General features: G+C 43.9%; 17 protein-coding genes. 5 read left to right on the top strand and 12 right to left on the bottom strand.

Annotated elements, in window-relative coordinates:
- Positions 1–14: 14 nt before the first annotated feature.
- The 5 genes from iscA to ACP7AA_RS00575 all read right to left on the bottom strand — a co-directional run bounded on the left by iscA (position 15) and on the right by ACP7AA_RS00575 (position 4,216).
- Entirely contained in the window at positions 15–335 is a 321-nt protein-coding gene (gene iscA, locus ACP7AA_RS00595; protein WP_149489769.1) for an iron-sulfur cluster assembly protein IscA, read from the bottom strand.
- Between the two features lie 269 nt (positions 336–604).
- On the bottom strand, positions 605–1,015 hold the full coding sequence (gene iscU, locus ACP7AA_RS00590; RefSeq protein ID WP_426222344.1) for a Fe-S cluster assembly scaffold IscU: 411 nt from the start codon (positions 1,013–1,015) through the stop codon (positions 605–607).
- Positions 1,016–1,245: 230 nt separating this feature from the next.
- Positions 1,246–2,472: an IscS subfamily cysteine desulfurase gene (locus ACP7AA_RS00585; protein WP_201565954.1), complete on the bottom strand. Its 1,227-nt coding sequence runs from the start codon at positions 2,470–2,472 to the stop codon at positions 1,246–1,248.
- Entirely contained in the window at positions 2,469–2,981 is a 513-nt protein-coding gene (locus tag ACP7AA_RS00580) for an Rrf2 family transcriptional regulator (RefSeq protein WP_201565956.1), read from the bottom strand. Before ACP7AA_RS00580 ends, ACP7AA_RS00585 begins: the two co-directional genes overlap by 4 nt.
- Positions 2,982–3,568: 587 nt before the next feature.
- Positions 3,569–4,216: a hypothetical protein gene (locus ACP7AA_RS00575; protein ID WP_426222343.1), complete on the bottom strand. Its 648-nt coding sequence runs from the start codon at positions 4,214–4,216 to the stop codon at positions 3,569–3,571.
- A gap of 640 nt (positions 4,217–4,856) precedes the next feature.
- On the opposite strand from ACP7AA_RS00575, the gene ACP7AA_RS00570 reads away from it, so the two are divergent.
- Together ACP7AA_RS00570 and ACP7AA_RS00565 are read left to right on the top strand one after the other, a co-directional pair.
- Entirely contained in the window at positions 4,857–5,129 is a 273-nt protein-coding gene (locus ACP7AA_RS00570; RefSeq protein ID WP_068404475.1) for an HU family DNA-binding protein, read from the top strand.
- Between the two features lie 480 nt (positions 5,130–5,609).
- A complete protein-coding gene (locus ACP7AA_RS00565) occupies positions 5,610–7,484 on the top strand; it encodes a SurA N-terminal domain-containing protein (protein ID WP_426222342.1) in 1,875 nt (624 codons plus the stop codon).
- Between the two features lie 154 nt (positions 7,485–7,638).
- On the opposite strand, the gene purH is transcribed toward ACP7AA_RS00565, so the two are convergent.
- From purH to mrcB, 6 genes are all read right to left on the bottom strand, one after another.
- Positions 7,639–9,219 (bottom strand): bifunctional phosphoribosylaminoimidazolecarboxamide formyltransferase/IMP cyclohydrolase, encoded by a 1,581-nt coding sequence (purH, locus tag ACP7AA_RS00560; protein WP_426222341.1) that lies wholly within the window; start codon positions 9,217–9,219, stop codon positions 7,639–7,641.
- Positions 9,220–9,524: 305 nt separating this feature from the next.
- On the bottom strand, positions 9,525–9,884 hold the full coding sequence (gene fis / locus ACP7AA_RS00555; RefSeq protein WP_201565963.1) for a DNA-binding transcriptional regulator Fis: 360 nt from the start codon (positions 9,882–9,884) through the stop codon (positions 9,525–9,527).
- Positions 9,885–10,196: 312 nt separating this feature from the next.
- Positions 10,197–11,510, bottom strand: a complete 1,314-nt coding sequence (locus ACP7AA_RS00550) for a DUF3426 domain-containing protein (protein ID WP_426222340.1) — start codon at positions 11,508–11,510, stop codon at positions 10,197–10,199.
- A gap of 206 nt (positions 11,511–11,716) precedes the next feature.
- Entirely contained in the window at positions 11,717–12,643 is a 927-nt protein-coding gene (gene prmA / locus ACP7AA_RS00545) for a 50S ribosomal protein L11 methyltransferase (protein ID WP_426222339.1), read from the bottom strand.
- 152 nt (positions 12,644–12,795) lie between these two features.
- On the bottom strand, positions 12,796–13,659 hold the full coding sequence (locus ACP7AA_RS00540; protein ID WP_426222338.1) for a tetratricopeptide repeat protein: 864 nt from the start codon (positions 13,657–13,659) through the stop codon (positions 12,796–12,798).
- 30 nt (positions 13,660–13,689) lie between these two features.
- Entirely contained in the window at positions 13,690–16,188 is a 2,499-nt protein-coding gene (mrcB, locus tag ACP7AA_RS00535) for a penicillin-binding protein 1B (RefSeq protein ID WP_281491187.1), read from the bottom strand.
- 771 nt (positions 16,189–16,959) lie between these two features.
- Between mrcB and ACP7AA_RS00530 the strand changes: the two genes are divergently transcribed.
- Positions 16,960–19,788 carry a heavy metal translocating P-type ATPase gene (locus ACP7AA_RS00530; RefSeq protein ID WP_426222337.1) on the top strand — a complete coding sequence of 943 codons (2,829 nt, stop codon included), beginning with the start codon at positions 16,960–16,962 and terminating at the stop codon, positions 19,786–19,788.
- Between the two features lie 109 nt (positions 19,789–19,897).
- On the opposite strand, the gene ACP7AA_RS00525 is transcribed toward ACP7AA_RS00530, so the two are convergent.
- Complete coding sequence (locus ACP7AA_RS00525; RefSeq protein ID WP_011280732.1) at positions 19,898–20,620, bottom strand: Bax inhibitor-1/YccA family protein; 723 nt, start codon at positions 20,618–20,620, stop codon at positions 19,898–19,900.
- A gap of 310 nt (positions 20,621–20,930) precedes the next feature.
- Between ACP7AA_RS00525 and ACP7AA_RS00520 the strand changes: the two genes are divergently transcribed.
- Positions 20,931–21,932, top strand: a complete 1,002-nt coding sequence (locus ACP7AA_RS00520; protein WP_227670440.1) for an NAD(+) kinase — start codon at positions 20,931–20,933, stop codon at positions 21,930–21,932.
- A 70-nt stretch (positions 21,933–22,002) separates the two neighbouring features.
- Positions 22,003–22,314: a YeaC family protein gene (locus tag ACP7AA_RS00515; RefSeq protein WP_201619441.1), complete on the top strand. Its 312-nt coding sequence runs from the start codon at positions 22,003–22,005 to the stop codon at positions 22,312–22,314.
- Positions 22,315–22,373: the final 59 nt, after the last annotated feature.

The raw sequence follows: 22,373 nt of genomic DNA, 5'->3' as shown, positions 1-22,373 counted from the left end.
TCTCGTTTAAGTCCTTATACCGTAAACGATTCACCGCAGCCACATTCACCTTTTTGATTGGGGTTGGTGAATTTAAAGCCTTCATTTAGACCTTCTTTTTCATAATCCATCAGTAAGCCATCTAAATAGACCAAACTTTTAGGGTCAATAAAAATATTAACGCCAAGGCTTTCATAACGGGTGTCATTTTCGTCAGGTGTGTCAACAAACTCTAAGACATAAGCCAAGCCTGAGCAACCCGCTGTGCGGATACCCACTCGAATGCCTTCACCTTTACCGCGATTGTCCAAAAAATCTCGAACATGCTGAGCGGCGCGTTCTGTCATTTCAATCATGCCAACTCCCATTGACTCTCAAAATCGATAATAATAATTCACGCAAAATGCTTATTTTGTGTAGAGCTTAGTACGAATAAAGCGTTAAAAAATAAATAAAAGGTGACAATTACATGAGCGTTATTGTCACCTTATTAGCGTTAGTAGCTTCTAACGTTACTGCTCATGGCTTTTACTAAAATACTGCTATTAAAGTATTGCTGCTAAAGCACTGCTACTAAAATATGGCTACTAACGCTCATTACATTAATAAGCGCATACGCTCTAAATTAGCTGGTTGCTTCTTCAGTTACCGCAGTAGCGCTATGTTTGCCTTTATAGTCGCTAATCGCGGCTTTAATGGCGTCTTCTGCAAGTACAGAGCAATGCACTTTTACTGGTGGCAATGCCAATTCTTCAGCAATGTCCATATTTTTAATCTCGCCAGCTTGATCCAAGCTTTTGCCTTTTAGCCACTCGGTGACGAGTGAGCTTGACGCAATTGCTGAACCGCAGCCATAGGTTTTAAAGCGTGCATCTTCGATGATACCGTTATCATCGACTTGGATTTGTAGACGCATCACATCGCCACATGCTGGCGCGCCAACCATACCTGTACCAACGTTTTTGGCATTTTTGTCAAGATTGCCGACGTTGCGTGGGTTTTCGTAATGATCAATAACTTGGTCACTATAGGCCATGGGATTTTCTCCTAGTTAGATGATGAGTAAGCATTTAGACGATGAAACTGAATTAGTCACTTACTAACGCTAAATGCTTGTCTACTCATCGATAATTGGGGTCAAACATGTCGTTCATAAAACTGTATTTATAAAAACTAAATGTATGATTGTCTAATTAATGGTTCAGCTAATGGTTATATTTGATAACCATTAGACGTTTTAACTATTAAAAGTTTTACTGGTAAATATTAATGCTCAGACCATTCTACCGAGTCTAAATCAACGCCTTCTTGATACATATCCCAAAGTGGTGATAGGGCGCGTAGCTTATCAACCGCTTCATGCATTTGCTTGATAACTGTATCAATGTCTTCTTCAGTGGTATAACGACCAAAGCTAAAGCGGATTGAGCTATGCGCCAATTCATCTGGGCGACCAATAGCACGCAATACGTATGATGGCTCAAGCGTGGCTGAGGTACAGGCTGAACCTGATGATACCGCCAAGTCTTTTAGTGACATCATGAGCGACTCGCCTTCAACAAAGTTAAAGCTGATATTAACAATATTTGGCACACTGTTTTCTAAATCACCGTTTAGATAAATCTCTTCGATATCTTGTAGACCGTCCCACAGTTTTTGGCGTAGCTTTGCCGCGTGGGCATGGTCTTCTGCATAGCGCTCATTGGCTAAAGCAAATGCGGCACCGATACCAACGATTTGATGCGTGGGCAACGTACCTGAACGCATACCGCGCTCATGACCACCGCCATGTTGTTCCGCTTTTAGGCGAACACGTGGTTTACGACTGACGAATAATGCGCCAATACCTTTAGGACCGTAAGCTTTATGACCTGAGAAGCTCATTAAGTCAATTTTCATCTTTTCAAGATCGACCAATACTTTACCAACTGACTGAGCACCATCGACGTGGAAGATAACGCCCGCTTCGCGAGTGATTTCACCAATCGCTGCAACATCGGTAATCGTACCAAGCTCGTTATTTACTATCATCAGTGAGACTAAAATCGTATCGTCGCGTAAAGCTGCTTTAACTTGCTCTGGTAAAATCAAACCAGTGCTTGGCTGCGGCTCAAGATAGGTAATCTCAAAGCCTTCTTGTTCAAGCTCACGGCAGGTATCTAAAACGGCTTTATGCTCAATTTTACTGGTAATAATATGCTTACCACGAGACTGATAAAAGTGTGCTGCGCCTTTAATGGCTAAGTTATCTGATTCTGTCGCACCCGAGGTAAAGACGATTTCGCGTGGGTCAGCATTAATCGCTTCAGCCACTTGCCCGCGAGCCGTTTCTACCGCTTCTTCCGCTTGCCAGCCATAGCCATGTGAACGTGATGCTGGGTTACCAAAGATGCCGTCTACTGTCAGATATTCGCTCATCTTGGCAGCGACTGACTTAGCAACTGGCGTAGTGGCGGCATAATCTAAGTATATAAGGTTGTTATGTTGGCTCATGCTGGGTTTGCCTCGCTGGTCGATAGGGTAATAGTATTGATGTCTTTCATAGAAGTTTCTTTTGGAAAAGAGAGGTGCTGACGGTCTGAGACTGACTGCACGTGTTCCATGTCTAATAATTGCGCTAATGTTATATTTTTCAAGTACTGTTCAACATGATTAGATAGAGCGCACCACAAATCATGCGTTAGGCACATTGTACCACTTTGACAGTCGCCGCGTCCGCCGCACTGCATCGCATCCACAGATTCATCGACGGCAGAAATGATGCTCATCACATCAATCTCATCAAGTGGCTTGGCCAGATGATAGCCACCTGCTGCACCGCGAATACTGGTGACTAAACCACGCTTACGCAGTTTGGAAAATAACTGTTCAAGATAAGAGATAGATATCGATTGCCGCTTAGCAATGTCTGATAAAGAGACGGCGCTCTCTTGTTGGCTGGTTTGCAATGCCAAGTCAAGTAAAGCGGTCACGGCGTATCTGCCTCGAGTAGTCAAACGCATATATTATCTCCAAACCTTTTAAGGATAAATTTATTTAACAACGATCTTAGTCATGTCGTATTGTTAGAAGTGTGCTGCTCGCAATCATTTATGCCATCAATTACTTATAAAGCATAAGTGGTTTATTGGCAGCGAACTATGAATAGCTAATAGCATTTAATACTTAATAGTATTGACACTCCTGTTAAGGGAAATCATCTATCAACTAAGTGGTGTCTTGTCGCTATTAAACAGCAGATGGTTTACCCGATGTGTGCAACGATAGAGTCATTATAATCAATCCCGAGTAATTTAGTCAAGATTAAAGTGTGGTTGAATGGTGAGTGCAACTTATGACCATGATTGATAAAAACAATGACGCAGATATTAAAGGTAAATATGAAAGAGGAGTAGCGAGGAGGAAAAGTGCGCAATAGCGTGTATATGACAAAAGCGTTTAATAATGCTAAGTATTATTAAACGCTACGTCGATGTGAAGCTATTATATTCTTAAAAAAACGATTTGTATGAAATATCAGTATTTATAAGCGATCAGCGGCCGTGCATTGTTGTAAAACTAATTCATTATCGAATGAGATTATTAAAAGTTATGTCATTATAAATAGAGCGATGATAGCGGCAATGGCGATAACAGCAGCGACTATGCTCGTAATAATAAAGGTCTGCTGTTTGCTTTGTAGTTCTTTTACCGTGGTTTCAAGCTCACGGTTTTTGATGGTCAAAGTAGTAATTTGAGTTTGCTGCTCTTTAATACGTAACTTATAGCTCTCTTTCTTATCGGCCTTTTCAGCTTCGGTAGGCTTGGGCTTATTTTTGCCGCCCTTAATCTTTTTAATCACGCCTTGAATCAAACTACCAAGACCCAGCTGCATAATAAACTGCTTCACCAACTGTACTTGCACCGACTCCCCGCGCATTTGTAGCTTTTCGGTGGTTTCGCTGTCGTGGGTAGTGATGGCATTAATCACTTGAATGCTATAAGCATTGATAACAACGTCAGGCTCAGTACGTCCGATAGGCAAGCGGTCGTCCAATAACACGCCTTTAGTACTAAAAGTAGCAAAAACTTCCACATGCGGTAAGTACAATCTTAGCGCGACGACAGTCTCTTGCTTGGCAAGCGGATAAGCGGCTTTACGGAGCTCTGGGTCTAAGCGTAACAGCAGGGTCAGCGCCGACTCGATAAACACCAATATGATATTAAGCAAAGAGTGAGACAACGTAGAACGCTTCATGTAAATAATCCGTTTTTATGGTGTAAATGAAAGACAAAAGAACAGGCAAGGATCAAAGTCGACCCAAAATGTACAATAGAATTGCGCTTATAGTAACGCCTTTATAATAAAAAGTAACGCCCGTTTCTGTCAGTTGTTAATTTATTACCTTACAATTTGCCAGTCAATAAAGACACTGGTATTTATGACTGACAATGTATTAGTATGGCTTGGCAGTTATTTTTATCGATAAAAATTGGTTTTTAGCAGCGCAGTCAGTTACTAAGCGCTTTAATAAGCGTTTGATGACATTGTTTATGCGCAAGCTAAATTGTTTATGCGCCAGCTATAGTGTTTAACTGGCTAAGCTGATTTTCTACGTCAAATGACACAAGACCTAAGCCAAATACACAAGCTAAAATAGCGATTTTGCAAAAAAATTGCAGCAGTTTTGAGTAACATTGGGTGTCAAATACGTAGTAGAGTGCACAAAAATATGTAAAATCGCTTGCGCTCCTTATGCTGCCTTGCTATAAAGACGTTAACAAAGCGAAACCTGTTTATACGCCAGTCAGGTGGTTTTTATTGCTTAAGTACTCTGAGAGCGATACAATACTTGGCGTGAGCGTTTTTTTACCCCCTAAAACTTGAAGGAAATTTTATGAATAAGTCAGAATTAATTGATAGCATCGCCGAGAAAAGTGGTCTAAATAAAACTCAAGCTGGCGAAGCTTTGAATGCAGTAATGGAAAGTGTTGGCGAAGCTCTAGAAGCTGGCGATAGCATCTCATTGGTTGGTTTTGGTACTTTTAGCGTAAAAGACCGTAAGGCTCGTACTGGCCGTAACCCTAAGACTGGTGAAGAGCTTAGCATTCCAGCAAGCAAAGTACCAAGCTTCAAAGCGGGTAAAAACTTGAAAGAGCGTTTAAACTAAGCCGTTTAAAACAAGCCGCTTTATTTACGCCATTCATTTAAGCTATTTTATGATACACAGATGCTCGTTGACGACGTGATACACGAATGAAAGCAGCGTTTGTTGGCAGTAAATTGATGATGGCAACTCATGGCTTAAGGGACAATCAAAGTACAATTTAAGTCATGAGTGATGTAGCAAAAAAGCACCTAGAGATTAGGTGCTTTTTTTAGTGCTATAGTTTGTGTCAATTAGTGTGAATAGTAGCGTGAATATTTTGAGTCTGCATTAAAAATCACGTATCATAGGGCGCGCGATAGATGTGTTGTTTAAACAAGGGGTTTTAAAAACCTTGCTGTAAGCTTTGTCAATAAGCCTTGTTTTGCAACGATAAAATGCACACGTTCTTCTTCTTACCATTGCCTGCTTATATAGCGTTGATATTATTAATAGTATTACAATGGTCTTTCATCAATATAGGTTAATAAAGCAGAGATAACTATGGATAAATTGCGCGATTTTTTAAAAAGCTGGCCAGGTCGCATTTTATTGATTTTATGCCTATCGCCGCTCGCTCTATTGGGTGTCGAAAGCTACTTTGGAGGCGGGGTCGATCCCAACCAAATCGCTCAGGTAGGTGACGTAAGCGTGGGACTGTCCGAGTATCAGACTGCGGTAAATAACCGCCGTACCGAGCTTTTAGACCAAGTTGATGATGCCAGTTTATTAAATGAAGATGTGCTCCACGAGCAAGTCTTAAAGGGATTGATTGATCGCACTTTACTAGAGCAGCAGGCGGGTAAGCTTGGTATGACGGTTTCTGATGACACCATCAATCGCTTATTGCGCCAAGAAGAAATCTTTAAAGATGCGGAAGGTAACTTTTCTAACGATCAGTTTTCAAACTTTTTACGTCAGCGCAATATGACCAAAGACCAGCTGTTTGCAGAGTTCCGCAATCAGTTAAGCTTAGACCAGCTCAACGCCAGTATCGTAGGCACAGCGGTATATCCAATGCAAGCGGTCAGTCAATTGATTGACCTGCAGCTAGAGTCGCGCAATATTTGGCTGCATCGTTTTAATTGGCAAGACTATGCTGAACAAGTAAAGTTGAGCAAGGGTGACATACAAGCCTATTATGATGCCAATAAAGACAAGCTAAAAAGCGCTGCCATGGTTGATTTGGCTTATCTGCAACTGAGCCCGCAAGCGATTGAAGTTAATGAGGTTAGTAAAGAAGATGTGCAGCAGCAGTATGAAGCTTATAAGCAAGGTCTGGCTGTCGTTGATGAGCGTAAAATTAGCCAAATCTTGCTAACCGGTAAAGATGCCAAAGCGCGCGCTGATAAGATTAAAGCCCGTCTTGCTAAAGGTGAGTCATTTGCTAAGCTGGCTAAGACCGAATCTGATGATCCATCAGGAGAAACAGGTGGCGATATCGGACGCTTTAATGCCTCAGTATTTGGTAATGACGCCCCAGCGGTTGAAAAAGCACTTGAAGGCTTGAGTGTTGGTAATGTCAGCGCGCCTGTAAAGACCAGCTTTGGCTATCAGATATTTACCATAACCGAAGATAATGGTAGCAAAATACCAAGTCTAGACAGCATGCGTGCAGAGTTAACGGCTAAAGCCAAAGAGTATAAACGTCAGGAAATGTATGCGGATAAAGTGACGGCGATTAACGATTTGGCGGCAGATGGCTTTAGTATTGAAGACATCGCTCAGCAAGAAAACGTCGCATTAAAACGTATCAAAGATTATCGTAAAGAAAACAACCAATCTGCTTTGGCGCAGCCTGCGGTGATTAAGCAAGCGTTTGATGAATTTACCATTCAAGACCAAGCAGTGACGGCAGGTATTGAGGTTGGTAATGGCACGGTATGGGTACAACCAAGTAACTATCGTCCAACGAAAACGCTATCTTTGACAGCAGCGACGCCAAGAATTACGCAGATATTGCGCCAACAAAAAGCGACGGCACTAGCATTAAAAGAGGCGAAGAAACTGGCCGCTGGTATTAAGACGCCTGCTGATATTGCCAAACAACCAGTTAAGCTGCAAGCGTTAGGTGAAATCAACCGTCAGACCACGCAATTGACCGAAAAAGAGCGCGGCTTAGCCTTTAGTCAGCAAGCAGCCGCCAATGGTGTTGTGGCAGTAGCGAGCGAGACTGAGATGGGTGCGACGTTATTGGTCGGTGATCGCATCAAAACAGAGCAGCAATCGCCGTTATCTGATGCCCAAAGAGCACAAACTGCCGCCATTATTCGTGATAATTTAGGTCAAGATCAGCTGCAAGATTATCTAGATTATCTACGTATGGTGTACAAAGTTGAGATTAATAAAACCAATATGGCCAATGCGCAAGGGCGTTAAGCGACCTATAGGGCATTTGTTAAAACCTTTGTTTTAATAAGCTTTATCAAATCTTAAATGTAAAAAAGCCACTATTAATAGTGGCTTTTTTATGTAATACGATTCTTATTTATTCTTAATGATTTTGTCTTAACAGCATTATCTTGACAGCAGATTAATGGCGGAAATGACGCATACCAGTGAATACCATGGCGATACCATGCTCATTTGCGGCTGCAATCGTTTCGTCATCACGCATAGAGCCACCCGGTTGGATGATCGCAGCAATGCCGACTTCAGCAGCGTTATCGATACCATCACGGAACGGGAAGAAGGCATCTGATGCCATTACCGCGCCTTCGGTAGCAAGACCGGCGTGCTCAGCTTTGATAGCGGCGATACGCGCTGAATTTACGCGGCTCATTTGACCTGCGCCAACACCGATAGTACGTTGACCTTTGGCATAAACAATGGCGTTAGATTTGACATATTTAGCGACATTCCAGCTGAATAACAAATCAGCAATTTGCGCTTCCGTTGGCTGGACGTCAGTGACGATTTTTAAGTCATTGGCAGTAATTAAGCCCAAATCTTGCTCTTGCACCAATAAACCACCATTGACGCGTTTATAATCAAGCTGGCTTTCACGCTGCTCAGGTGTTGGTAATTCACCACAAACCAAGACGCGCACGTTTTTCTTGCTCGCAGTTGCTTCAAGAACGCCCTCTTCAATACTTGGGGCAATAATGACTTCAACAAACTGATTGTCAATAATGGCTTTAGCAGCAGCAACCGTCAATGGGCGGTTAAAGGCGATAATACCACCATAAGATGACTCAGGATCGGTACTAAAAGCAGTGCGATAAGCCGCTACTTGATCGCTATCTACGGCCACACCGCAAGGATTGGCGTGTTTTACGATAACACAAGCGGGTGCACTAAAGGCTTTAACACATTCAAGCGCGGCATCGGTATCAGCGATATTGTTATAAGACAGCTCTTTACCTTGCAATTGCTGCGCGGTTGCAATAGACGCTTGCTTGCTTTTTAGGGCATGATTTTCAACATAAAAAGCAGCGTTTTGATGAGGGTTTTCACCGTAGCGTAGGTCTTGTACTTTTTCAAGTTGAACGTTAAAGGTACGTGAGAAATTCTCTGGCGTTTGAGTTTCATTAACTCGGCTACCCAAGAAGTTTGCAATCATACCGTCGTATTGTGCGGTATGCTCAAAGGCTTTAACCGCTAAATCGTAACGTAGGGCATGGGTCAGTGTGGTACCTTCGCCTAAGGCTTCGAGTACGCGCGTATAATCAGCAGGATCGGTCACAATACCAACATGAGCATGGTTTTTTGCTGCTGAACGCACCATAGTAGGACCGCCAATATCGATATTTTCGATCGCATCATTCATGGTCACGTCAGGACGTGCAATGGTTTCTGCGAACGGATAAAGGTTGACGACGACCAAATCAATACGTTCAATGGCGTGCTCGCTCATCACCGCGTCATCGGTACCACGGCGCCCTAAAATGCCGCCATGAATCTTAGGATGCAAGGTTTTAACACGGCCGTCCATCATTTCAGGGAAGCCGGTATAGTCTGATACTTCGGTCACAGCGACGTTGTGCTCTGTCAGTAAGCGGTAAGTGCCGCCGGTCGATAGTAAGCCAAAACCTGCTTTTAGTAGACCTTGAGCGAATTCAACGATGTTAGATTTATCGGAGACCGAGAGTAGGGCAAGTGGGGTTGTACTCATAAAAAAAGTTCCATAAAAAAAAGCCTGACGTAAACGCCTGGCAAGGTAATAATGGCAAGTAGTACAGAGTGTATCGTGATTGATAAGATCATAAACTCTAGCTTTGCCATAAATAATGACTGTGAAAAGTGGCTTTGAAAAACGGCTTTGAAAAACGGCTTTGAAAAACGGCTGCGAAAAATGATAATTAAAAGTGGCCGTTAAAAAGCACTGGAAAATAAATGCAGCGCGCCCATGGTTTTAGCACTATTAAGCAAAAGTATGGGTCATCTAAGCAAAATTAGAGGCAGCAAGGCTAAGCCATTCTACATTAAACCATAGATTTTTAGCTTTTTGCGTAGCGTACCGCGATTGAGCCCCAAAATTTGTGCGCACTTGGTTTGATTGCCGCGGCTCTTTTCTAGCACCACAGACAACAGCGGTTGCTCTATCTCTTTTAAAATAAGCTCATATAAGTCTGTTGGCATCTCATCATCTAACATCGCAAAATACTGCCGCACCACGCGTTCTACATGTACCCGCAGGGGTTCATGAACATGAATGCTATTGTCTAAAGAAGACTCTACCTCGTGAATTGAGCGATGGTAGTCCTCTTTATAGTAATCAGCAGGATTCTCAGCATTTTTGTCAAAATGATTGGCATTATACTGTGCATGTGGTGCCATAAGATAATGTCCTTGAGCGTAAAGAAAAACCATAAGGCGTTTGAGCGCTATTATAACAAAGTCATCGCCTATCACAGCAATAGATTGGGCATTACCATAGCATTGAGGCTATTTATTTCTATTTAATAGACTGTTTTAGAGCGATTGGCTTTAATGTTATTGGATAGCATCGTATTTTTAATAAACGATGCCCTTACTAAGAGCTTTCTGTAATAAGAGCTGTCTTTTATAAAAGATAATTTTGCATAAATCATGTGGCTATTCTTGCATAAGTCATTTGGCTATTAATGGTTTTTTTAATAAGTGAGATTGTTAATAAACAGGAGTAACACTCACTTTACTGATTTGAGTATTAGCAACCGGTACGGTGAACAAGAGCTGTTTGCGACTTTGCGCGCCTAATTGGCTCTGCGTACTCAATAAATAATCCTGTGGCGCTGCGATAAATTCTCCGATAAGCGCCTTGTCACCGTAGACACTGACTTTTACATGAGGAAGTAATTGTGCTTGCGGGCTTTGATTGTTTAAAGTGATGCTGATATCGCTAAATGAGCTAGCTGTTTTAATACGGCTGGATTGATGGCTAACATCGCTTGTGCTCAAAGCCGCTAAATTAGCACTGGGTAGGCTACAAGCCGCGATAGCACATACTTTTTGCAAGCGCTCTGCATGAGCAGGATTTTTAACCAAGTTATCCAAATTAAAAATGACATACTGGGCAAATAGTAGCAGCGCTAATACCAGACAGCCAAGTGTCCATAACAACGAGGCAATCGACCGCCTAGCAGGCGTTGGTGAAAACTTTGCTTGTGTCTGCTGTTGTTTAAAACGTGCAGCCTTGCTATGGTCTTCGTCTTTGAGGGAGACACCCATACTGGCAAGCAGCTCTGATAAATCAGTCTGGTCTTTTGGCGTATTTTCACTTTTATTTTGTTCTTTGAGTAGTTTTTCAAGCCATGATTCATCGGCATTGTTGTCGATATTGGCATGGATATCATTGGCTGCGGCTGAGCTCAGAGCAACGTGTGCGGCTGATGGCTGCTCTTTTAAGGCGGCACTTGCTAAAGCAGGATTTGCTATTGGATTAATAGAGGAGTGCGTGCTTTTATTCAATGAGGTAGGTGTGTTTTTTGCATGTTGATTACCCATAATAGCGGCAGAGTTGCTATTGTTGCTATCTGCGGCTTGAGTCAACCATGCATCCATGCTGTCTAATGAGTCATATTCTACATGTTCATCTTTATCTTCAAAACCATCAGTGTCCATGTCGTCATAAATTAAGCCATCATGAATCACCTCATCCTCAATCATATCATCATGAATAAGAATATCTGCTTCTGCTGGCTCTGATGTGACGTTTGGCTTTGATTTTGTCTTTGATAAGACAGAAGAATTTTGCTTATTGATAGGAATATTAGGCGTAGCGGCTGCGGCAGTTGTATCTTCACTTACTATATCTTCACCCGTGCGTTCTGTGTCCGCGGTGACGATAAGGTTGTTATTGACCAAAAAACTGTGCTGACAATGTTCACAGCAGACATTTGCTGTTTTTTGGTCTAATTGAGTTTTCTTGATATTAAAAATAGCATGACAATGAGGGCACTGGGTTTTTATTGGCGTAGTCATAGGGTCAGAATCCAAAAAGGTATAAGTATTAATACCGCATGTTAATACCGCATGTTAATACCGTATAGCCACTCACCAACCGCTGCCAATCATTCTAATGTCAATTTAGATATGCTAACCATCATAACCCACAGGCAACTATAGAGCAGCGTTAAATACACAACATTTAACTGCTCCTCTATCGTAACAGATGTAATTAAATGTTGCTAGCCTGTAAATGTACCAGATAAACGCTGCCAATGTTGATCTTCTTGCGCCGTAAAAGCGTGCTTAGGATCAAGGGAAAAGTAGGGCTGATATGCTTCGGTAACTTGCTCGGTTTGGGATTCAATCAAACCTGCCAATACGATGCGACTTTTTGGTGCCATTAAGGTGGCAAAATAAGGCGCTAAGCCAATAAGCGGCTTGGCTAAAATGTTGGCAACCATGACTTCTACGGGTTTAATATTGTTTTGTTGCCAGTAGTTATTGAAGTCTTCTGGCAAAAATGCTTGCAGGCGATTATCAACTTGATTACGCTCCGCATTTTGATTGGTCGCCAGCACCGCTTGTGGGTCAATATCAACGGCATAAACTTGGCGAGCGCCCAACAAAAGCGCAGCAATCCCTAAAATGCCCGAACCACAGCCATAGTCGATGACGACTTTATCGGTCAGGTCTTGCTCTGTCAGCCAATCAAGGCATAAACGGGTAGTGGCATGGTAGCCGGTACCAAAAGCCAAACCTGGATCCATAATGATATTGGTGGCTTCAGGGTTTGGCGGTGTCAGCCAATTAGGCACAATCCATAAGTTATTGGCACATTCGATAGGCTGATAATTGGACATCCATTCACGTTCCCAATCCTTATCATCGACAGCGCTGACCCACGTTCGGCTAGCTTGTACTTGTGCGCCGATTTCATGACTTAATTGCTCAATCGCTTGGCGGCTACCCGCATCAGTAGTAGCATCGAACAATCCTGTGAGTATGACCTCATCCCACAACGGTGATTCACCAGGAAGTGGTTCAAATAAAGGCTGATCGCCGGCGTCATCTAAAGCAATTGATAGAGCGCCTGCCTCTAATAACAGTGCCTCAGCAAGATCGACGTTATTTTTTTCACATTGTAAGTGCAGTTGTTGCCATGCCATAAGGGTAACCTTAATGTTAAATTAAAAATGGATAATGAAAGGGGTGTAAGAAAGTAATCATTAAACGGGATAAAAAATTAACGACTAACTATATAAGCCTATTTTAGCGCTTATATAGTCAGTCGTCATGGTAAATACGAGGGCGTGTGTGATTAGCGCAGTGCTTGTTTGGCTTCTTTTATCACGCGAGCATTGCCTTGAGCTTGTCCTGATTGCAAAATAATTTGCCACAGCGCGCGGCGGCGACTACTGTCTTGAGAGACCGTCAGACCACGGCGAGCCATTGCTTCAGCTTTACGAGGTTGGTTTTTCTTAAGGGCTACTTGTCCCAAATAAAAATAGACGGCTGATGACTTGGGCGCGAGTCGCTGCGCGCGCGTAAAGCTGCTTTCAGCGCCATTTAGATTGCCCGCTTTTAATTGCCCTGTACCCACTTGCATAAGATTGCGAAAGGCGGGCAAGTTACTGTTATTGGTCGTGCTTTGCTGACTGCGCTGCTGTGAGTTCTGCCGCGCCCGCTCCAATAGCTCATTATGTGAGGGTATCGATGGCTCAGATATCATGTAATCTTCACGAGAAGGTGTGAGGATTATGGCATCAGGGCTGTCAGGCTGAGTGATTATCGGACTTTGCGTAGACGGTGTGTAAACCGGTGTTGCTTCGGTTAATGGGTTGGTTGCCGTGGGCTGCTCAGGCGGCGTATAAGGCTCGATAGGGTATTCATAAGCCTCATCTTCATAGTCATTGCTTTCATAAGGACTGGTTGCATGGGTACTGTTTTTAACAATAGGTGCTTGAGTCGCTGTTGACGGTTGCTTCGTTACAGATGGTAACGTTTGCACAGGAGAGGTTTTCATTACCGTCGGCGCCGTCTGGCAGGCACTTAAACTCAGCATGCCGATAAGGGCGCTGACCGTAACGATACTATTAATAAGCTTTGTCTGTTTTATCTGCGTAGTAGCTTGGGCCGTGATAGCCTGCTTAGCGGCGACAGTTTGCTGTATAAATAATGCCATGTTAAAACCCTTTTTTAAGTTTTAAAAACTCTAGAACCATTCAACGGCGCGGTCGTACCAAGTATCGGCACGATTGCTCGACCCGCCTTCTTGCTCAGCATTATCAGCATTGCCATCGTCATTATCCGTATCAACGGCTTCGCCATTAGGAATATCTAAGCCTTCACGGCGGCGCTGCTGATTGATAGAACCTTGCTCATTTTGCCATTGTATCTGCTCGCGGGCACGGTCTTGCTGATATAAGCTTAGCGCACAACTACTGGCTTCTTCTGGTAGATGCGCTGACATAACGGGCAAGTAGCGCGCATCGGCACAGCGTTCATTAGACAGCTTGCCTGAGTTGTTCTCAAGCCACAACCATTCAATACCTTCGGGTTCTGGCAAGGCTACAGGTGTCAGTTTTAGACGATTCATATAATCGACCCAAACTGGTAAAGCGCCACTACCACCGCTCAGACCAATCGGTTTATTATCATCACGACCGACCCAAACCACACTGACATAGTTACCACTGTAGCCGGCAAACCAAGCATCACGGTAATCGTTAGTAGTACCCGTTTTACCAGCAAGATTTAAATTGCTGCCAAGCGATTGTATGCGTCTAGCCGTGCCGTTTTTAACCACGTCTTGCAGGGCATAATTAATCAAAAAGTTGGTCTCAGGCGGGATACTGCGCTGAGTATTTAAACCCGTACGCTGCAAGATACGCCCACGATCATCAATCACGCTACGAATACTATGGATAGGCGTGCGGAAACCACCAGTGGCAAACACTTGGTAAACCCCAAGCATGTCCATTGGGCTAAGATTGACCGAGCCTAATAAAGCCGAAGGATAAGGCGGGATTTTCTCTTTAATACCCATACGCTGCAATTGCTTAACAAAAGTAGGAACGCCAAACTCCATACCTAAACGTACCGCGCTGTGATTATAAGATTGCGACAACGCGGTGGTAAATGGCACATAACCATGGTCACGATTGTCATAGTTCCTAGGATTCCACTCAGTACCGTCACTGAGATTGACCGTAATCGGCGAATCATCAACCGAGCTTGCCAAATTATAGCGCCCGCTTTCAAGCGCCGTCATATAGATAATCGGCTTTAATAATGAACCAACTTGGCGTTTGGCGTCGACAGCACGGTTAAAGCCCGTAAATTCACTGCCACTACCGACCACTGCCACCAGCTCGCCCGTTTCAGGGTTGGCACTGACTAAAGCGCCTTGTAAATCCTTGGTCTTACTGCCTCGACGGCGCAGCTCACCAAGTTTTCTCTCAACCGCTTTATCCGCTGCTAACTGAGCAATAGGATCTAAGGTACTGATGATAATCAGACCTTCGTTTTTCAGGTCATCCGAGTAATAAACTTTATTTAATTCGCGCTTAACAATATCTAGAAAATCAGGGAACTGGCTTTTGCCTTCAACGGGTTTATCAACGACACCAAGTGGTTGCTCTATGGCTTTATCATAGTCTTCTTGACTGAGCGAGCCGACCGCCAACATATTGCTCAGTACTGTATTACGACGCGCTTTTGAATCGTTTGGATGGCGACGCGGATTATAAACACTCGGTCCTTTTGCCATACCGACCAGCAGTGCTTGTTGGTCTAAACGCAGCTCTTTGAGTGGTTTATCAAAGTAAAATTGCGAGGCAAGGCCAAAACCATTGATAGAGCGATTGCCATTTTGACCCAAGTAAATCTCGTTCAAATAGGTTTGCAGAATCTCATCTTTACTATAATGCAGCTCAAGTAGTACCGCCATCAAAGCTTCATTGGCTTTGCGTTTCATGGTACGGTCGGAATTTAGATAAAAGTTTTTAATCAGCTGCTGGGTGATGGTTGAGCCGCCTTGCCTAGAACCACCGGTAAAGTTATTTAATACGGCGCGGGCGATACCACGTATCGATACGCCTTTATGCTCATAAAATCCCCGATCTTCTGTAGCGATTAGGGCGTCAATCAGTGGCTGCGGCACTTGGTCTAGCGACACCACCATACGATCTTCGTTGCTGTCTGGATAAATCCCACCGATATTAACCGGCTCAAGACGAATAATGCCAGTTTTGGCCGGCTGGGTACTTTGTACCGATTCAATCTTATTGCCAGCAATGGTCATTTTGATGACTTGCTCTTTATCGACATCATTGGCGCTATAAGTAAAGCCGCGCGTATGGATAAAGTAAGTATTGCCGGATTTATGATAAGTACCCGTACGATCATAAGACTTGTTGCTTTGATAATTGAGCAGCTCAAGCCACTTTTTCATCGTGTCTGTATCGACGTTCGCGCCTTGATATAGCTCTAGCGGCTGCGAATAAACCTTGGCAGGAATATCCCAGCGTTTACCCTCAAACTTGTGGGTAATGGTGCGATCAAGTTTGACCAAATACAGCGCCAACAGCACCATACCGGCGATAATGACAATTAATAAAATACTACTAAACACCATGCCGCGCTGCTGTGAAGGTAGCGTATTGATAGCAGGCTTAGAGGACTGTGGTTGCTTAGAATTAGATTTTTGCACTGATGACACACCATTCTGGGATAAAAAACTGCCTCATAATGACGCAAATTGACAATTTTTTCAATCTATCATCGTCAACGCGCGCATTCATCGGGCGTTCGCTAGAGATTCGTTATACGGGGTTTGGATACATTGAGATGGCGCGACTATATGCGACTAAGGGTTATGCTGCTTAGCGCACCTGCTTATAGTATAATGGTTATCTTAATACTTAATAGTATGTTAATAGGTTTTTACGCAAGCTTTAGACTCTTTTAATAGAGCTTATTGATGCCATATAGTTGCTATTACCTGAAAGCAATAATAAACAAAAGCAATAGGTTGGTAGGCGGATTCTGCTGGGATAACTTTTTCTCGCTTGCTGTGCCGATGCCGACAGAGGCTTCGAAAAACTTATCCCAGTTTTACTGTATCGTTTTTGAATTGGATAAACTATATAAGCTGTATTAAAAGCACTAGCCAAACCAGCAATTTACCATTTACGTCACTTATATCATTGAAAACAGTGGCATCATACTTTTCCCACCATTTGTTTTATGATGCTTTTTATTAATGCTATCTATGCTGCCAATGCTATCAATGAGCCGTTATCGTTCTTGTTCGGTATTTTGTTTATGCCAGCCATGCCAATATCTATGTAAAGTAGCTGTGTTAAAAAACAGCCTTGCTAAGCAGCTCTTTTACATAGGGATTGACTCTAGTTAATCATGATAAGTTTACTAAAGGCCAGTCGGCTGTAAGTAAACCTGTTGAAAGGAAATAAGCGCGATTATGTCCAGTGTTCCCTCATCAATGCCATCAAGCAGCAACCGTCATTATCAAGACCACTCGATTACTGAGGGTTTGGTACTGCCGCTTGCTGGTCACTGTTTTCATTGCGGTGATCCTGTGCCGCAGCCGCCGTTTCATGCTGAGATATTGGGTCAGTCGCGTGAGATGTGCTGTATGGGCTGTCAGTTGGCTGCGCAAAGTATCGTTGAGGCGGGACTTGAGCAATATTATCTTGACCGCTCAGAGATTAACCGTACGGCAAGTTTGCCCACCCAGCTGACTCGCCTCGAAGCTTATGATCACGACGAGATAAAATCACAATTTGTCTACGCCCAAGACGGTATGTCGGTAGCCGAGCTATCAGTCAATAATCTGCGCTGTGCTGCTTGTACGTGGCTGATTGAGTCGCGCCTAGATGAGTTAGATGGCATCAGTCAATGTCAGGTAAATTTAACCAATCAGCGTATGCGGGTGATTTGGAACGAAGATAAGCTGCCGATTAGTCGTATTTTGGGCGTTATCAATGAGATTGGCTATGAAGCCAAGCCTTATCGGCAAGATACCCATGAGGCTATGCTGGCACGTCATAACAGTCAGATGCTATTGCGGCTTGGTATCGCGGCGCTCGGCTCGATGCAAGCGATGATGTATGCGGTCGCGATTTACTTTGGTGAATATAGCGACATGCTTATTTTCCAACGTGACTTTCTACGTTGGGTGTCGTTATTTGTGAGTACGCCGGTATTCTTTTATGCGGGTGTGCCGTTTTTTACTTCAGCATGGTCAGCGATTCGTGCCCGTCAAGTCAATATGGATGTGCCGGTTAGTATTGCCTTAGTGGTGACGTTCTTTGCCAGTCTTTACGCTACCGTCACGGGACAAGGGGAGACGTACTATGATTCGGTCAGTATGTTTATTTTCTTCTTATTGGCTGGGCGCTATATTGAGCATAATGCACGCCTGAAAGCAGCCACCATGGCCAATGACTTGGTGGTGGTCGAGCCTGTTTTAGTACAAAAAATTGCCGAAGATAAAGACGCAGCTGCGCGTATCTTGCAGCTTCTAGAGCAAAATGCCCTTAATGAAACCCTTGCTGATAATGACACTGAACAAGTTGCTAACCCAAATAATGATTTAGCGGTTAATGACACAAGCGCTGTAGCAAAATCGATGCCTAACTTTATGCAAAGTATGGATGCCAATATCCAGCAGTTGACCTTGCGTATTGCTCAGGACTGGCAGCAATCCAATAATACGCCCGCCAGTCTCTCAAAAACGCAGCATACGCTAAATAACAAGCAAAAAGACAAACAGATGGTGACCGCTCATAGCTTGCAAGTGGGTGACATCATCATGGTGGAGGCTGGTTCAGAGATTATCAGCGATGGTATCTTGCTCAGCCCAACCGCTACCGTTTCGCAAAGCTTGCTGACAGGTGAGGGTGATTTAATCATCAAAACCCAAGGCGATTATATCGTTGGCGGCGCCCAAAACGACAGTCAGCCGTTTGAGATGTTGGTCACAGCTTTACCAGAAGACAGCCAGATAGGGTTGATTGATAGGCTGATGAACCGTGCCATGAGCGAAAAACCAAAACTCGCCCAGCAAGCAGATAAGCTGGCACGTTGGTTTGTGGCGCGGATTTTAGTATTGTCAGCTTTGGTATTTATCGGCTGGTATATCGTTGACCCAAGCCAAGCGATTTGGGCGACGGTTGCAGTCTTGGTGGCGACCTGTCCTTGTGCGCTGTCATTAGCGACACCGATTGCGCTGACGGTAGCGACCAATCGATTGGCGAGTTATGGCTTTTTAACCACACGTGGGCATACTTTGCAAACCCTTGCTGAGATTACCCATGTGGCGTTTGATAAGACCGGTACGCTCACTTACGGTAAGCCCAATCTATTAAATATCGAGCTAATAGCCGCTAATGTTGCGACGACAGATAAAATAGACATAAAGGATGCTAGTGACGAAAAGGACAAGCTATTAGCCATTGCCGCCGCGCTCGAAGTCGGTAGTCGCCATCCGATTGCTCACGCTCTGCTCACGGCAGCTTATCAATTGCACCTCCCAGCCACGCAAGCCTTGCAATATTATCCGGCAGGCGGCGTAGAAGCGATGATTGATGGGGTGCTATATCGCATTGGTCATGTGGATTTTGCCTTGAATAAAGCGAATAGTGATAATCATGACTTAGTCATTGATTTGGTTACTCATCGTGCCAGCTCGGCTGTGGTATTGTCTTGTCAGGATAGTCAGTCAAATGCATGGCAAGCGCTGGCCTGTTTTTACTTTAATGATAAGGTGCGTGATAGTGCTAAATCGATGCTTGATACGCTAAAAGAGCTTGGTATTGAGCCGGTCATGCTGACAGGTGACCCAAGCCCGCAAGCGCTAATAATGGCTGAGGACTTAGGTATGAAAGCCGCTTATAACGGTCTATTACCCACCGATAAAGTCAATCATATTCAAGCGCTGCAAGCAAAAGGCGCGGTTGTATTAATGGTCGGCGATGGTATTAATGATGCGCCAGTATTGGCCGCAGCCGATGTTTCAACCTCAATTGCGGGCGCGGCAGATTTAGCGCAAGTATCGAGTGACAGTATTATCCTAAATGGTCAGATTGAAGCTATTACTGCGGCGAAACGTATCGCTGATAAGACCAAGCGTATTATTAAGCAAAACTTGCGTTGGGCGCTCATTTATAATAGTAGTGTCTTGATACCGGCGGCTTTAGGCTATGTGCCGCCTTGGCTTGCGGCGATTGGTATGTCATTAAGCTCGTTACTTGTGGTATTAAATGCCCTGCGTCTAAAGCGTGCTTAATTTAAACCAGCTTAAACCCATTTAAATAAATTTCTGAAAATTACCCACAAAAAAACCGCCTTTATAAAAGACGGTTTTTTATTTAAATAACTACTAAACAGTGTTTAGCTTAGTCTTGTAGGTAACTTAGCAGACGCATAAATTCGATATACATCCATACTAACGTTGCAAGGATACCAATACTAAATAACCATTCGTAGTCTTCAGATACACCCATCGCCACACCGCGATCAATATTATCAAAGTCTAATAACAGGGTGAAAGAGGCGATAACAATCACGAATAAGCTAAAGCCGATAGCGATAGCGCCACCTTCAAATAAGAAGGGTAAGCTCGAACCGAACGCTAAAGACAGTACCCACTGCGCCACATAAACAAGCATGATGGCAATCAATGCTGAGGTGACGATTGAGCGGAATTTTTCAGTCACTTTAACCAAGCCTGAACGGTATAGCCCTAGCATTACGGCTGCGGTGACAAAGGTCGCACACATCGCAGTAACTGGCACGCTTGGGTACATGCGCATAAAGAATAGTGAGATACCACCTAAAAAGATACCTTCTAATAGAGCATAAGGTACGGCAAAGGTTTTGGCTTTTTGTGGTTTAAAAGTGATGAAAATAGCAAGACCAAAAGCGGCAAACATACTACCAAAAGCCGCCATGGTGATAAAACCTTGTGATAGGCCTGCCATCAACGCATAAAAGAAAAACCCAATACCAGTAATCGCCGATAAGCCAAGCAATAGACTGGTTTTTTGAATCACGCCCTTAACCGTCATCGGCGCGCCGCCAACGGCAAGCTCTGCACGACTGACAATAGGATTGGCCATAAAAATGTCCTTAATAAAATATAAATAACTGAGATGCCAGCTACTTTAGCAAAACCGCTATTATTGTCAACTGTGTTTGCGTGACAGCATACAAGGCTCTCAGCGACTATTACGCCGGTGATTCGCCCATGTATATAGAAATAGGGTGCGATAGTGAGTAGCTAAACAAACACGCCTAAAAGTGGCGTATGATAGAAGATATATGGGGTCAATTACGACAGTTAACAACGATAATTGATAAACATGCTAGTCTAAGCGCTGTTTTCTCGCTATCATTGCCCTGTACTTTAACGTTATGCCGAGTCGTTTTATGGAAAACTCAGCGCAGTCCGCCCGATTGCCGCACTTACATGAATCAGAGCTGTTCCACGCTATCAAAAATCCTGCTTTTAGGCGTATCGGTCTGATGGGCCGCGCGGGAAAACGTAGTGTGACCCAAAGTTTGGTGCAGATTGCCCAAACCATCAATGACATGAATTTAACATTGATTATGGATGTACAAACGGCCAATTTACCGACGTTAAACCTGACTGAGATTGAGCGCGTCAAAATCGTCAAGCGCAGTTTAATTGGCGAGATTTGTGACTTGGTCATCGTGGTCGGTGGTGATGGCTCGATATTGCATGCCGCTGAAGCACTGGCACGCTACCGTGTCCCTGTATTGGGGGTCAACCGTGGTCGCCTTGGTTTCTTGGCCGATGTAAAGCCTGATGAAGCCGCCTTTAAATTACGCCAAGTATTGATGGGCGATTATCAGTTAGACCATAGGTTTTTGCTCACCATGGAGATTCGTGAAGGTCGCAAGATTATTCATGAAGATATGGCGCTTAACGATGTGGTATTACATGCGGGTAAATCGGTGCACATGATTGATTTTCAGATGAAAATTGATGGTCATGATGTTTACCGCCAGCATAGTGATGGGCTTATTGTCGCAACGCCAACGGGTTCAACGGCTTATGCACTCTCTGGCGGTGGTCCTATCATTCACCCGAGTATGGATGCGATTTGTTTGGTGCCGATGCATCCGCACACTTTGTCTAGTCGCCCGATTGTGGTGAGTGGGACGAGTGAGATTTGTATTCGTATCCATGAGGACAATCGCACCCAGCCGCAGGTGAGCGCCGATGGCAAGCCCAGTATACCGCTTGACCAAGAGCAACGCCTGTACATTCGCAAGCACCCTGATAAGCTGACCTTGTTACATCCACCTGGGTTTGATTTTTATGAGGCCTGCCGCACCAAATTACACTGGAACGTCCATGCCGAAGAATTCAGTATGGATGTTGATGATGATATTATAGAAGAATAAGCGCATCGATGATAAAAAGTCTGTCCGATAAGGCTTTTTATATAAAATATAGTAGTGGAGAGTAGGTACGATGGACAAACAAACGATATTAGCAAGTGTCACCCCCGAAGTGGTCGATCAATTCCGTTTGGCGATTGAGATAGGTAAGTGGCCAGATGGTCGTAAGCTCACGCCTGAGCAGCGCGAAACTTGTATGCAAGCGGTGATGGTTTGGGAGCATGAGCATCTGCCGCCAGCCGAGCGTACCGGTTATATCCATAAACCTGTAAAAGACGATGGCTCTATTGTGGGCGCTGAATGTGATGTCGAACACGAGCATCATTATCCCAATATGCCCAATCCTAAAGGTGCGGTGCAGCCGGTCAAATTTCGCAATAAATAGATTAACATCGAAGTTTTTGGATAAAAATCCACGCCCATAAAAAAGCCACGCTATCATCA

It is taken from the genome of Psychrobacter sp. DWR1-2-3 (assembly GCF_049896465.1).
Classification (GTDB): domain Bacteria; phylum Pseudomonadota; class Gammaproteobacteria; order Pseudomonadales; family Moraxellaceae; genus Psychrobacter; species Psychrobacter maritimus.
Note: the sequence above shows the minus strand (reverse complement) of the source record. Positions and strands in the feature narration are given on the sequence as shown.

Bases quoted from the DNA above. Each gene is read 5' to 3' on its own strand.
- iscA (WP_149489769.1), bottom strand. From the start codon at position 335: ATGATTGAAATGACAGAACGCGCCGCTCAGCATGTTCGAGATTTTTTG.
- iscU (WP_426222344.1), bottom strand. From the start codon at position 1,015: ATGGCCTATAGTGACCAAGTTATTGATCATTACGAAAACCCACGCAAC.
- ACP7AA_RS00585 (WP_201565954.1), bottom strand. From the start codon at position 2,472: ATGAGCCAACATAACAACCTTATATACTTAGATTATGCCGCCACTACG.
- ACP7AA_RS00580 (WP_201565956.1), bottom strand. From the start codon at position 2,981: ATGCGTTTGACTACTCGAGGCAGATACGCCGTGACCGCTTTACTTGAC.
- ACP7AA_RS00575 (WP_426222343.1), bottom strand. From the start codon at position 4,216: ATGAAGCGTTCTACGTTGTCTCACTCTTTGCTTAATATCATATTGGTG.
- ACP7AA_RS00570 (WP_068404475.1), top strand. From the start codon at position 4,857: ATGAATAAGTCAGAATTAATTGATAGCATCGCCGAGAAAAGTGGTCTA.
- ACP7AA_RS00565 (WP_426222342.1), top strand. From the start codon at position 5,610: ATGGATAAATTGCGCGATTTTTTAAAAAGCTGGCCAGGTCGCATTTTA.
- purH (WP_426222341.1), bottom strand. From the start codon at position 9,219: ATGAGTACAACCCCACTTGCCCTACTCTCGGTCTCCGATAAATCTAAC.
- fis (WP_201565963.1), bottom strand. From the start codon at position 9,884: ATGGCACCACATGCACAGTATAATGCCAATCATTTTGACAAAAATGCT.
- ACP7AA_RS00550 (WP_426222340.1), bottom strand. From the start codon at position 11,510: ATGACTACGCCAATAAAAACCCAGTGCCCTCATTGTCATGCTATTTTT.
- prmA (WP_426222339.1), bottom strand. From the start codon at position 12,643: ATGGCATGGCAACAACTGCACTTACAATGTGAAAAAAATAACGTCGAT.
- ACP7AA_RS00540 (WP_426222338.1), bottom strand. From the start codon at position 13,659: ATGGCATTATTTATACAGCAAACTGTCGCCGCTAAGCAGGCTATCACG.
- ACP7AA_RS00530 (WP_426222337.1), top strand. From the start codon at position 16,960: ATGTCCAGTGTTCCCTCATCAATGCCATCAAGCAGCAACCGTCATTAT.
- ACP7AA_RS00525 (WP_011280732.1), bottom strand. From the start codon at position 20,620: ATGGCCAATCCTATTGTCAGTCGTGCAGAGCTTGCCGTTGGCGGCGCG.
- ACP7AA_RS00520 (WP_227670440.1), top strand. From the start codon at position 20,931: ATGGAAAACTCAGCGCAGTCCGCCCGATTGCCGCACTTACATGAATCA.
- ACP7AA_RS00515 (WP_201619441.1), top strand. From the start codon at position 22,003: ATGGACAAACAAACGATATTAGCAAGTGTCACCCCCGAAGTGGTCGAT.